At 59.3% G+C, this 12,642-nt stretch carries 14 protein-coding genes and 1 tRNA gene; 12 read left to right on the forward strand and 3 right to left on the reverse strand.

Features of this window, described 5'->3' with window-relative positions; translation table 11 throughout:
• From modA to msrA, 10 genes are all read left to right on the forward strand, one after another.
• Positions 1-768 carry a molybdate ABC transporter substrate-binding protein gene (gene modA / locus AC1UK9_RS15115; protein ID WP_025112449.1) on the forward strand — a complete coding sequence of 256 codons (768 nt, stop codon included), beginning with the start codon at positions 1-3 and terminating at the stop codon, positions 766-768.
• A complete protein-coding gene (gene modB, locus AC1UK9_RS15120; protein ID WP_025112450.1) occupies positions 769-1,449 on the forward strand; it encodes a molybdate ABC transporter permease subunit in 681 nt (226 codons plus the stop codon).
• A gap of 3 nt (positions 1,450-1,452) precedes the next feature.
• The gene (gene modC / locus AC1UK9_RS15125; RefSeq protein ID WP_473015879.1) at positions 1,453-2,532 is read left to right on the forward strand and encodes a molybdenum ABC transporter ATP-binding protein; all 1,080 of its coding nucleotides are present in this window, start codon (positions 1,453-1,455) and stop codon (positions 2,530-2,532) included.
• Between the two features lie 73 nt (positions 2,533-2,605).
• A complete protein-coding gene (locus AC1UK9_RS15130; protein WP_025112452.1) occupies positions 2,606-3,634 on the forward strand; it encodes a DNA topoisomerase IB in 1,029 nt (342 codons plus the stop codon).
• 146 nt (positions 3,635-3,780) lie between these two features.
• Positions 3,781-5,406, forward strand: a complete 1,626-nt coding sequence (locus AC1UK9_RS15135; RefSeq protein WP_482577846.1) for an ABC-F family ATP-binding cassette domain-containing protein — start codon at positions 3,781-3,783, stop codon at positions 5,404-5,406.
• Between the two features lie 70 nt (positions 5,407-5,476).
• Positions 5,477-5,707, forward strand: coding sequence for a hypothetical protein (locus AC1UK9_RS15140; protein WP_473015882.1), 231 nt, complete (start codon positions 5,477-5,479; stop codon positions 5,705-5,707).
• Between the two features lie 122 nt (positions 5,708-5,829).
• On the forward strand, positions 5,830-6,060 hold the full coding sequence (locus AC1UK9_RS15145; RefSeq protein ID WP_007964939.1) for a hypothetical protein: 231 nt from the start codon (positions 5,830-5,832) through the stop codon (positions 6,058-6,060).
• Positions 6,061-6,166: 106 nt separating this feature from the next.
• Complete coding sequence (locus AC1UK9_RS15150; RefSeq protein WP_025112455.1) at positions 6,167-6,451, forward strand: hypothetical protein; 285 nt, start codon at positions 6,167-6,169, stop codon at positions 6,449-6,451.
• Positions 6,452-6,710: 259 nt separating this feature from the next.
• The gene (locus tag AC1UK9_RS15155; RefSeq protein ID WP_482577847.1) at positions 6,711-7,277 is read left to right on the forward strand and encodes a hypothetical protein; all 567 of its coding nucleotides are present in this window, start codon (positions 6,711-6,713) and stop codon (positions 7,275-7,277) included.
• Positions 7,278-7,617: 340 nt separating this feature from the next.
• On the forward strand, positions 7,618-8,124 hold the full coding sequence (msrA, locus tag AC1UK9_RS15160) for a peptide-methionine (S)-S-oxide reductase MsrA (protein ID WP_025112457.1): 507 nt from the start codon (positions 7,618-7,620) through the stop codon (positions 8,122-8,124).
• A gap of 33 nt (positions 8,125-8,157) precedes the next feature.
• Here msrA and AC1UK9_RS15165 read toward each other — a convergent pair whose 3' ends face one another.
• Entirely contained in the window at positions 8,158-9,588 is a 1,431-nt protein-coding gene (locus AC1UK9_RS15165; protein ID WP_482577848.1) for an aldehyde dehydrogenase family protein, read from the reverse strand.
• Between the two features lie 124 nt (positions 9,589-9,712).
• On the opposite strand from AC1UK9_RS15165, the gene AC1UK9_RS15170 reads away from it, so the two are divergent.
• The gene (locus AC1UK9_RS15170; RefSeq protein ID WP_473015884.1) at positions 9,713-10,615 is read left to right on the forward strand and encodes a LysR family transcriptional regulator; all 903 of its coding nucleotides are present in this window, start codon (positions 9,713-9,715) and stop codon (positions 10,613-10,615) included.
• A gap of 145 nt (positions 10,616-10,760) precedes the next feature.
• Entirely contained in the window at positions 10,761-10,922 is a 162-nt protein-coding gene (locus tag AC1UK9_RS15175) for a hypothetical protein (RefSeq protein ID WP_482577849.1), read from the forward strand.
• 234 nt (positions 10,923-11,156) lie between these two features.
• Here AC1UK9_RS15175 and AC1UK9_RS15180 read toward each other — a convergent pair whose 3' ends face one another.
• Both AC1UK9_RS15180 and AC1UK9_RS15185 read right to left on the reverse strand, forming a co-directional pair.
• Positions 11,157-11,597: a hypothetical protein gene (locus AC1UK9_RS15180; RefSeq protein WP_482577850.1), complete on the reverse strand. Its 441-nt coding sequence runs from the start codon at positions 11,595-11,597 to the stop codon at positions 11,157-11,159.
• Between the two features lie 577 nt (positions 11,598-12,174).
• Positions 12,175-12,261: transfer RNA gene (locus tag AC1UK9_RS15185), tRNA-Leu, on the reverse strand.
• Positions 12,262-12,642 lie beyond the last annotated feature (381 nt).

Consider the following 12,642-nt stretch of genomic DNA (forward strand, 5'->3'; position numbering starts at 1 on the left):
ATGACCATTCGTGCCTCACGTTTTGCCCCAACTTGCCTGGCCACTTTGCTGGCGGTATTCGCCTTTGGCGCCGCTCAGGCTGATGAAGTGCAGGTGGCAGTTGCCGCTAACTTCACCGCACCAATCCAGGCGATCGCTGCCGATTTCGAAAAAGACACCGGGCACAAACTGGTGGCTGCCTACGGCGCCACCGGCCAGTTCTACACCCAGATCAAGAACGGCGCGCCGTTCGAAGTGTTCCTCTCGGCCGATGACACCACCCCGGAAAAACTGGAAAAAGAAGGCGACACCGTCAAAGGCTCGCGCTTCACCTACGCCATCGGCACCCTGGCACTGTGGTCGGCGAAAGAAGGTTACGTCGACGCCAAAGGTGACGTACTGAAGAAAAACGAGTACCAGCACCTGTCCATCGCCAACCCGAAAGCCGCGCCGTATGGCCTGGCGGCCACTCAGGTACTGGAAAAACTCAAACTGACTGAAGCGACCAAAGCCAAGATCGTCGAAGGCCAGAACATTACCCAGGCTTACCAGTTTGTCTCCACCGGCAACGCCGAACTGGGCTTCGTCGCGCTGTCGCAGATCTACAAGGACGGCAAGGTCACCAGCGGTTCGGCGTGGATCGTTCCAGCCAGCATGCACGACCCGATCAAACAGGACGCAGTCATCCTGAACAAAGGCAAGGACAGCGCCGCCGCCAAGGCATTGGTTGAATACCTCAAAGGCCCGAAAGCTGCTGCGGTCATCAAGTCCTACGGCTACCAGCTCTAAATGGCGCTCTCGAGTGCCGACTTTGCGGCGATCTGGCTGACCCTGAAACTGGCGTCCCTGACCACCGCGATCTTGCTGGTCGTCGGCACTCCGATTGCCTTGTGGTTGTCGCGCAGCCGTTCCTGGCTGCGCGGCCCGATCGGGGCGATCGTCGCCTTGCCCCTCGTGCTGCCACCGACCGTGATCGGTTTCTATCTGTTGCTGATGATGGGCCCCAATGGTTTTCTCGGGCATTTCACCCAATGGCTGGGCCTGGGCACCCTGACCTTCAGCTTCACCGGGCTGGTGATCGGTTCGGTGATCTATTCCATGCCGTTTGTGGTGCAACCGCTGCAAAACGCCTTCTCGGCGATAGGCACTCGCCCACTGGAAGTGGCCGCGACCTTGCGCGCCAATCCCTGGGACACCTTTTTCAGCGTGATACTGCCATTGGCCCGCCCCGGATTCGTGACGGCGGCGATCCTCGGTTTCGCGCATACCGTCGGCGAATTCGGCGTGGTGCTGATGATCGGCGGCAACATTCCCGACAAGACCCGAGTGGTCTCGGTGCAGATCTACGACCATGTCGAGGCCATGGAATACGCTCAGGCCCATTGGCTGGCCGGAGCAATGCTGGTGTTTTCGTTTCTGGTGTTGCTGGCACTGTACTCCAGCCGCAAGACCCGTGCGGGCTGGAGCTGATTGATGATTGATGCACGTCTGAAAATCGCCTATTCAGGCTTCAGCCTGGATGTCGATCTGCACTTGCCGGGGCGTGGAGTGACCGCGCTGTACGGTCATTCCGGTTCGGGCAAAACCACCTGCCTGCGCTGTATCGCCGGTCTTGAGCGGGCCGAACAGGGTTTTATCCAGGTCAACGACGAAGTCTGGCAGGACAGCGAACGGCGCATTTTTGTCCCGCCGCACAAACGTGCACTGGGTTATGTGTTCCAGGAAGCCAGTCTGTTCCCGCACTTGTCAGTGCTGGCCAACCTGCAGTTCGGCCTCAAGCGCATCGCCAAGGCCCAGCGTCGGGTCGACATGGCGCAAGCCACCGAACTGCTGGGCATCGGTCATTTGCTGGAACGCCATCCGCAGCACCTGTCCGGCGGCGAACGCCAGCGTGTCGGCATCGCCCGCGCACTGCTGACCAGCCCGAAACTGCTGCTGATGGACGAGCCATTGGCCGCCCTCGATAGCCAGCGCAAAAACGAAATCCTGCCGTACCTGCAACGCCTGCACGATGAACTGGACATTCCGGTGCTGTACGTCAGCCACGCTCAGGATGAGGTCGCGCGCCTTGCCGATCATTTGGTGCTGCTCAGCGACGGCAAGGCGCTGGCCAGCGGCCCGATCGGCGAGACCCTCGCCCGTCTGGACCTGCCAATGGCGATGGGCGATGACGCTGGCGTGATCATCGAAGGCCAGGTCAGCGCCTACGACGCCGATTATCAGCTGCTCAGCCTGCAACTGCCGGCCACCGAGATGAACATCCGCGTGACCCACGCGCCCATGACCGTGGGCCAGGCCTTGCGCGCCAAGGTGCACGCGCGCGACATCAGCCTGAGCCTGCACGACAGCGAAGCCAGCAGCATTCTCAATCGGTTGCCGGTCACCGTGGTCAGCGAGCAGGCGGCGGACAACACCGCGCATGTATTGATTCGGCTGGATGCCGGTGGCACGCCGCTGTTGGCGCGGATTACCCGGTTTTCCCGGGATCAGTTGGGCATCCATCCGGGCCAGCATTTGTGGGCGCAGATCAAGGCTGTCGCGGTGCTGGCCTGAATTCGTTGGCACGACGGCCATGGCGCGCGGTCAATCGCTGTAACAGAGCGATTCGCCGCCAAGGACCTCCGCCATGCCCGACACTGCGCCAGCCGACCTGCTGCCACCCGATCTGCATTACGTCGACGACACCCAACCCGGCCTGACCCGCAAGAAGCTGCGTGGCAAATTCGCCTATTTCGATCCGACCGGACAGCGCATCAGCGACCCTGACGAGATCCGCCGGATCAACGCACTGGCGGTGCCACCGGCCTACACCGACGTGTGGATCTGCGCCGACCCGCGCGGCCATTTGCAGGCCACCGGCCGCGATGCCCGGGGCCGCAAGCAATATCGGTATCACCCACGCTGGCGTGAAGTACGCGACGCCGACAAGTACTCGCGCCTTCGTGAGTTCGGCCTGGCACTGCCAAAGTTGCGTAAACAACTCGAAACCTTACTGGCCGCGCCCGGTTTCAGCCGCGACAAGGTCATGGCCACAGTCATCACGTTGCTCGACGCCACGCTGATCCGCGTCGGCAACACTCAATACGCGCGGGACAACCGTTCCTACGGCCTGACCACCCTGCGCAGCCGGCATGTCGAGGTCAATGGCAGCGCGATCCTGTTCCAGTTTCGCGGCAAGAGCGGCATCGAGCACCAGATCACCGTCAAGGATCGGCGCCTGGCGCGCATCATCAAGCGTTGCCTGGAGATTCCCGGGCAAAATCTGTTCCAGTACCTGGACGACAACGGCGAGCGGCACACCGTCAGCTCGCAGGACGTCAATACTTACCTGCAGACGCTCACCGGCGCCGACTTCACCGCCAAGGACTACCGCACCTGGGCCGGCAGCGCGCTGGCTCTGGCGGTGTTGCGCGAGCTGCAATGGGAGTCGGAAGCCGAGGCGAAACGACACGTGGTGGACATGGTCAAGAGCGTGTCCAAGCAACTGGGCAACACCCCCGCGGTGTGCCGCAAGTGCTACATCCATCCAGCGGTGGTCGAGCGGTTCCTGCTGGGTGCGCTGGCCGAACTGCCGCGTCCAAGAGTGCGCAAGGGCCTGCGCTCTGAGGAAGTGGCCCTGGCGATGTTTCTGGAGCAAATGCTGGATGTGCCTTGATCGAGACGCACAGCTGGACTAGGCTAGCCACCTTTCCCCTCTCCAGGACAACCGCAGAAAGTGAACAATCAAGCCTTCTGAAAATGTAATCGCGACACGCGCTGAATCGCGCCTGTCAGTGTTCACGACATTTCTCGGAGGTGCCGATGACTCACGTCTCGCGTACGCCTGCCCTCGTCTCCCTGAATCAAACGACTTTTCAGTTCGCCAATGGCGAGACGATTTTCAACGACCTGAATCTGCAATTCGATCACACCCACACCGCGATCGTCGGACGCAATGGCGTCGGTAAAAGCGTCCTCGCACGGCTGATTGCCGGACGTCTGCAACCAACTGCCGGCAGCGTTACCTGCACGGTTGCCACGGCCTATGTCGCGCAGACATTCCTCGCCGAGCCGGGGCAGACCGTGGCCGACGCCACGGGCAGCGCTGCCGCCCTTCAAGCGCTGGAGCGTCTGCAGCGCGGCGAGGCGACGGCGGAAGATTTCGACATCCTCGGCGAACGCTGGGACTTGCCCGAACGTCTGCGCCAATGGCTGGATGATGCCGGTCTGCCGGACGTTGCACCGACGGATTTGACCCAGTCTTTGAGCGGCGGTCAGCAAGCACGACTGGCGTTGATCGGCGCCTTCCTGAGCCCGGCGCGCCTGCTTGTGCTGGATGAGCCCACCAACCATCTGGACGCCGCCGGCCGGCACTGGTTGATGAGTGAGTTGCAACGCTGGCGCGGCGCCCTGATCGTCGTCAGCCACGACCGGCAGTTACTTGAGCGCATGCAGCGTATCGTCGAGCTGACGCCATTGGGCGCCACGGTGTTCGGCGGCAACTTTTGCACGTATCAACACCAGCGGCAGATCCACAAAGCGGCGGCGCAAGCAACGCTCGATCAAAGCCGGACCGAACGCCGGCGTGAGCAGCAACGCCTGCAAAGCGAGCACGACACCATTCAGCGCCATGCCGCGCGCTCGTTGCGCAATGCCAGAACCGCCAATGTTTCTGGCTTCGAACGCGCCAGCCTCAAAGGTGCCGCGCGACAGATCATGGGGCATGTGCGTTACGACCATCAGCAACGCAAATCACAACTGGACGCCCGAGTGCGCGACGCCTACGCCAAAGTGCTCGCGGACGATGTGGTACTGATGAACATTCCAGGCAGCGCAGTGCCCTCCTCGCGCAGGGTCTGCACATTGATTGACGCCCGCCTGCCATGGCTGCCGGCACACACGCTCAACCTGACGCTTAGCGGCCCGGCACGCGTCGCCGTCAACGGCCCCAATGGCTGCGGCAAATCGACCTTGCTCAGACTGCTTGCCGAAGAACTGCACCCCGTCAGCGGCGAATGCACCCTTCATGTTCCAGTGGCCTATCTGGACCAGCATCTCGCGCTGCTGGACGATCGCCTCAGCGTCATTGAACAACTGAGCGCGCTGCAGAGCCCATGGAGTGAAAGCGAACTGCGCAGCCATCTGGCGCACTTGCACCTGGACGCACAACGGGTCACCCGCCCAAGCGGGTCGCTGAGCGGCGGCGAGCGCTTGAAAGCCGCGTTAGCCGTGGCCTTGTGGCGCAAGATCCCCGCGCAATTGTTGCTGCTCGATGAGCCGAGCAATCATCTGGACCTGGCCTCGGTACAGGCTTTCGAACAGGCATTGCAGACGTTTCCCGGCGCAATCGTCGCGGTTTCCCACGACCCGGACTTTCTACTGGGGTTGAAACCGACGCATCGCCTGGATTGGCATCACGAGGGATGGCGATTGCAACCGACGAACTGACTGTCTATTTTTTGCACGATTGGCCAAGGCTTCTATAGTTGATCTGACACCTAATTGCTGTGGTGACGCCATGGAAGACATATTTGTCGTGAAGCGCTGCAACAAGATCATCATTCACGGCCGCCGCGCCGGGGAAAGCCTGCATGAGCCCGCCGAGGCCAGCAGTTGGTATCGAATCAACGACACCCGCACCGGCGGCTTCATCGGCGATGGCTACGACCTCGAGGACGATGCCCGACGCGAATGCCGTCGTCTCAATGCCGCCAGCGCGCCACTGCCGGCGCGCCAGTCGGCTGGCTGATGCAATTGACAGGCGGGGTCTATACTCAATTCAGCTGACGGACCAGCGCCCCAACGGCAGAGAGCTCGCAGCCCTGCGAGCTTTTTGCTGCCTCTCAACGGTTTTCTGAACGGAGGTGTTTCATGTCCGAAAAAGAGTCCATCACCACCCTCCTCACCCTGCTCGACTCCCGTCAGGCGCGCCTTGCTGCAGCCTGCAAGGAGATCGCCGACTGGGTTGATCATCAAGGCGGGCATCCGACCGCCCTGCGCATCCGTGATCGCCTGAACGACATCGAAAAAGACACGCCGCTGATCCGCAGCACCCTGTCTTCGCTGCAACCTGTCGAACGACCATTGCCGCGCTTCAGATGATTGCACAGCGATAAACGACAGTACTCGTCTTACCATTTGGCCGATGCAACGAACGCCCTGGGTCGTGGGAGGTCATAACCTGTACACGTCACCCAGGAGACTGGTCATGGTTATCCATTTCAAAACAGACGGACATCTGGCTTGTGGTCACAAGGGCAACAACCTTGCCTCGAGCCTGGAACTCAATCGCGTCAAATGCCGTAGCTGCCGCAATACCGATGCCTTCAAAGAGGCGCGCAAAACCCAGCGCAATGCTGCACGCCGCGCAGCCCGTCTTGCCAAAACCGATCACGGTGCGTCGAACTGGCGATCGGAATGGATCGAACGATTGACCGCACTGGCCGGGCCGCAGCGTCTGCCACGAGGCTTTCACGGGCAGGCGTTTGTCTAGATCCGACTAAAAATGGGCCGACATGATCGGCCCATTGGCTTGAGACGCCTTCCGTATTTTTTAAAAGCACCTTTCCTCGATTCTCCTGCCCCACCGGCCATCTCTTTTATTCAACGCCGATTTGAAAGTGCCCATAACCTGTGCTTTAAACAGTGAGCCACGAGATCGGATTCCGTGGTTTATCGCGCCAGGAAGGCGCCGGCCAACAGAGGCGGATTGTCTCCAGGTGTGCCCGGAAACAACTAAAAGGATTTTAGCTATGACTTTGTCTTTGCAAGATCTCAAGCCCGACCAGATCGAAGCGTTCAAGAAGCAGTCACAAGTTGCATTCGACGCTGAAATCAAACGCCGACAGGATGTCGTCGCTGCACAACCGGCACTTCGTGAGGTTCTCCACCAGAATGTGCATCCACAAACGCTGTGCGGTTGCGGCTGTCAGCAGAACATCTGCGGCTACTTCAACTTTTCAGGGTGCGGATGTGGCTGCGGCCCTCAGACCGAGACGATCCAGATCAGCTCATCTCTTTGCAATATCGGTCCTGAAGCGCCCCAGCAAGGGACAAGTGTCCGGTTCATCGGCCAAGCGACAGGAACCGGCACCAGCCTCAATATTTCCAACGCCTATCTGCGGGGCACAGTGCCTGATGCGGAGAATCTGATCGGCATCCAGCTGACACTGCAACTGTCGATCAATCAAGGGGCACTCTCACTTGCCATCCTGGAAGGAAACCGGTTGTTAGCCGTACTGGTCCATCCATCGCAATATGCCGCCAACATCAACGGCCAGTTCTATGGCAGTGGTTTTGGTACGTTCACCCGAGCGTGAAGTAACTGACCTGGACTAACGGTCCGAGTCAAAAAAAGCCCCGGCCTCAACCGCCGGGGCTTTTTATTGCGCCTGTGCAACGCCAGCTCGAATGTTAAAGTTTGACCGTACTTTCAAGGACGACACCTCGTGCGTGCGCAAAAATTTGCTGTATCGGCTGCGATGTTCACCCTCAGCCTTTCTGCTCACGCTGCCTCCGCCTGCATCGTGACTGCCGAAAAGCGTTTAAACGAAATAGGTTAAGCGTCGGCCAGGTTCGCAGACCGGTGGACCTTGGAATCAGCCAACACGCCCTCATAACAATGGCTATACGCACTGCCACCGAGAGGAAGCAAAAATCATGACCGGACAAACCGAAACCGCCATTCTCGCCGGCGGCTGCTTCTGGGGGATGCAGGATCTGCTGCGTCGCTATCCCGGCGTGCTGCAGACCCGAGTCGGATACACCGGCGGAGACGTAGCGAATGCCACCTACCGCAATCACGGCAACCACGCCGAAGCCATCGAAATCGTGTTCGATCCGGCCGTGATCAGCTACCGGCAGATCCTCGAGTTCTTCTTCCAGATTCATGACCCGAGCACGCCCAACCGTCAGGGCAACGACCGCGGTCCCAGCTATCGTTCGGCAATCTATTACCTCAACGAGCAGCAACGCGATATCGCCGAAGACACCGCTGCCGATGTCGATGCCTCAAAATTGTGGCCTGGCCGTGTAGTCACCGAAATCGAGCCGGCGGGACCATTCTGGGAAGCGGAGCCCGAGCATCAGGACTACCTGGAGCGGATCCCGAATGGCTACACCTGCCACTTCATCCGTCCGAACTGGAAGCTGCCCAAGCGCGGCTGAGGACCTGTCGGCCGACTTCGGCAGAGGCTCAAGTCAGTCCGACAGGACAGCCGTGAGCAGGGTCTTCGGCTCCAGAAAAGCACTCATCCCCCACTTGCCCATTTCGCGCCCAAGGCCTGAATGCTTGAACCCGCCGAACGGCGCGCGAGGCTCGTGGGCCAGGGTGTTGATGAGCACACGTCCCGAGTCGATCTGCCGAGCGATATTCACACAGCGTTCGCGACTTTTTCCCAGCACCAGGGCACTCAGTCCATAGTCGGTATCGTTGGCAATGCTGAGCGCATCGGCGTCATCCTCGTAAGGAATGATCGTCAGTACCGGGCCGAAGATTTCGTCACGCGCAATGCGCATCCGGTTGTGCGCATCGGTGAAGATCGTGGGCTTCACGAACCACCCGGCGTGCAAGCCTTGCGGGCGCCCTTCGCCACCTGCCAGCAACCGCGCACCCTCTTCCTGGCCAATACGGATGTAACGCTGTACCCGCTCCCATTGCTTCTGGCTCACCATCGGACCGATGTCGGTATCGGCGTTGCGCGGATCACCCGAACGAATCTGGGCGACCGCCTCTTTCGCCACACCTTCGAACTCTGCCAACCGGCTGCGCGGCACCAGGATGCGTGTGCCCGCGATGCAAGCCTGGCCGCTGTTGAGAAACCCGGCCTGTAGCACCAGCGGCATGACCGCTTGAAAATCAGCGTCGTCGAGCACCACGGTGGGCGACTTGCCGCCAAGCTCGAGCGTCACGCGTTTCATGGTGTCAGCACCGGTTCTTACCAGGTGCTGACCGACTGCGGACGACCCCGTAAACGAGATTTTGGCAACGTCGGGATGACGGGCGATTTCCTCGCCCACCACATCGCCTCGTCCGTTGACGATATTGAATACGCCCGGTGGCAACTGCGCTTCGTGCAGCGCCTTGAGTACAACCTGCGTTTGCAGCGCACTCATCTCGCTGGGCTTGATGACAGCAGTGCAACCTGCGGCCAGCGCCGTCGCCAGTTTGTTGCAGATGAAGCCGGCATTGCTGTTCCACGGCGTGATCAGACCGGTAACACCCACAGGTGTCAGAATGACCCGTGCCATGCCGACCTGCTCCTCGAACTCGAACGTCTGCAGTGCATCGATTGCCTGCGCAATCACATCCGCCGGATAGGTCGCCATCCAGCGCCCGCGAACCGCAGGCGATCCATATTCCAGAAGGATGGCTTCCAGCAACTCCTCCTCCCTTGCCGCCACGGCCCGGTGCATGCGTTGCAATGCGCCAATGCGCTCGCCCCGAGTGGTACGAGACCAGGCCGGGAATGCGGCCTTGGCAGCGGCAATTGCATGCTGAGCGTCCACCGAGTCGCCCAGTCGAACCTGGCCGATAACCTCTTCGGTGCTCGGATTATGCAGGTCGAACCACTCCTGACCGTGGGGAACGACGTATTCGCCGTTGATGTAGATGTGTTCAATGCGCTGCATGACGACTCCTCACTCAAATTGACTCGGCTGAATCGAGCCTCTGTGAACCGAAGTCTAAGAAGGGTTTATTATTCCGATAAGCCATCCATTGATTGATGAAGCATCCGCATTTTCAGGACAATCCATGCACAAGACAGGAATGACCGAGCTGGAAGTGGTTCTGGCCGTTGCGCGCCGCAACAGTTTTCGTGGCGCAGCGCAGGAACTGGGCATGTCCACCACCGCTGTGAGCAGCGCAGTGGCTGGCCTCGAAGCGCGCCTGAAGGTGCGCCTGTTCAATCGCTCCACGCGCAGCGTCGCCCTCACCGATATCGGGCAACGATATGTAGAGCGCATTGCTCCCGCCTTGGCGCAGATCAAAAGTGCCGGCGAAGAAGCCAGCGTCGGCCTCGATCAACCCAGTGGCACCCTGCGCATCAATGCGCCCTATGGCGCGGCCTACCTGCTGCTTGAGCCGCTGTTCAAACAATACGCGCAGCGCTATCCCGAGGTACGCATCGACATCGTCAGTGAAGCCAGCATGATCGACATCGTCGCCGGTGGCTTCGACGCCGGGATTCGTCTGGCGGAGTCCGTGCCCCAAGACATGATTGCCGTGGCGCTGTCAGACGATATCCGCATGCTCGTGGTAGCGACGCCTGAGTACCTCGAGCGCCACGGCGTGCCTGAGCATCCGCGAGACCTGCTGACTCACCAGAGCATCGGCATGCGTATGGCTCATGGCGGCCTCTATCACTGGGAACTGCAGCGCGACGGCGAAAAACTGCAAATGGATCTGCCGGTGCGCTTTGCATTCAACGAGTTGCTCGCGATTAAACAGGCCGTGGTGTCGGGCCTTGGCATCGGCTTCATTTCCGAATGGTTCATCCAGCAAGAACTGGCCAGTGGCGCACTTGTGCCGGTGCTGATGCCCTGGTGTCCTTCGTTTGACGGACTGCGGCTTTATTACTCGGGGCACCGCTTCGTACCGGCGCGATTGCGCGCGCTGATTGCTCTGGTGCATGAATTGCGGCCCGGCGTGGCTTGATCCAGAACGCATATTTTGTGTTCGAAAACAGAGCGTCGCCTTAGCACAGTTCAAACCTTCGAGGATGAACATACGTTCATCGCAAACAGGGCTCAATGCGTCTAGCCTGCGGGTTCCAACATAGTGACTACAGGAGTACCCCACCATGTTCTCGCACGAAAGCATCCCGCTGATTGCCATTTTCATCATCATGCTGCTGTGCGTGCTTGCGGCCTTTCTACACCCGGTTCACGCACTTTGCAGTTGGATTCGCAGGCGCCGGCAAAGATCATCCACCCGGATTTGCAAAGAAGCCGATTCGCGCTGAAATTTATCCTGACAGGCCCGGACAAATCCGGGCTTTTGGTTTCCTGCCTGGAGGCGCGGAAACGAAAAAGCCCAGCGCAGGGCTGGGCTTAGTGTTTTTCGTACGACCGCACAAGAGGGGCACCTCGAGACGCCAACAGCCCACGCCTCGTCGATGGCGAAGATCGTCGCAGATCACAACACCTCATCATTGCCTCAATGTCGCAGGCTTCACACAGGAATCTCGGCGAGCAGCCTATGCGAGCGACCGCTCGTGCTCGCTCTCGTGAACGTAAATCCACGAGATGCCCGATGGAGATGCGTGGTCGACGCGCATCAGCGCTGAGTCGACCTTCTTCTTGGTGATTCCATCCTTGACCAGATCGAAGACTGCGAGGAAGAAATCCCCTGGAAGCGGTGTGATCGAGAGATTGGTGATGTGCGATTCCGGGCTTCCGGCACGCTTGCCGTACAGCCCCCAAAGTCGCTCCCAATAGTCCGCCCGACTCATGATCTGACCGTCGGTGAGCACCACTCGGAACTCGTTGGACAGCGCATCGTACAAGGGTTTGATCGCACCTTCCGATTGGGAAGACACACCGCGTGACCACGGGAAAAAGAGGTTGTACCAACGGTACACCTCGGCTTTGACGAGCGCTGTTTTGTCTGAGGTTGCAAGTGTTTGACTGATAGCCATCTGTGTTCTCCTTAACACGTTTAAGGTGGCGGGTTTTGCGTTACAGACTCAACGTCTGCTACCCATCGCCTGAGCGATGCACCGCGCCTTGATCAAGATCCATCCTGACATCGACGTCGTGGAGGGCCTGCTCCATTATCGCTGCAATGACTTCTGGCATCTGCCACGACTTTTTCGACCCAGCCACAAAAGTAGCCCCTTGCCTGGCGGATTGCATTGAGAGCTGACCAACGGTTTTAGGACCCGATGGTCTGGATCAGAACTCATCACTTCACGCGTCCCAAACCGAGCGATGTTCTGTGTCTGCGCTGGGAATGCCAGTCGGCCCAAGCGTTTGAGGAAATCAGAGAAGGAAAAACACACAGACGATGGAGTGGATTCCAGGCCGCGCGGCCGGTTGGCCGCCCGATTCAATGAGCCTTAAGCCCCACTGAGAGGATGACCGAACAATCCATCCGCAATAACAATGGCAACAAGATCGTGCCTGCACAATGAATCGCGAACCACTGTCAGAATGGCGGCCCGAAAGCAAACAAGGGTTTGCATCAGCTTTCGCCCGCAAACCCTTGATTTAAGATGGTGCCCGAAGCCGGAATCGAACCGGCACGCCCTTACGAGCGGGGGATTTTAAGTCCCATGCGTCTACCAGTTTCGCCATTCGGGCGGTAGCGCGGTACGGCGCTCATATCAGTCGTTCAACGAATCTGACACTGTTGAGCCTTGTGAAGCAGAGCGGGAAATATATACATCAGTTCCCGGTGAAGCAAGTTCACAGTGGCTCATTTCAAGACTAAATCTTGCAGCGCACTGAAAATAAAAAAGCTGGGTAAATCATAGATCTACAGAGCTTGTTTGCGGTGGAGCTCGAGGTTGGTATCGAACTGCTGCAAGTAGATTTGCAGTTCACCTATAAAGCTCGGAATTTCAATAGGTTAGCACTATTCGTCGCTCGCAAGCTACTGATTTTTAAGGCCCCTTCACGCCAGGTTGATCCCACGGCTTGCCGTTCAGAGCGCACGTCAAAGGCTTGTCGGCAGCAGCGCAT

The sequence above is a fragment of the Pseudomonas sp. AK-TSAG1-1 genome (genome assembly GCF_056821665.1).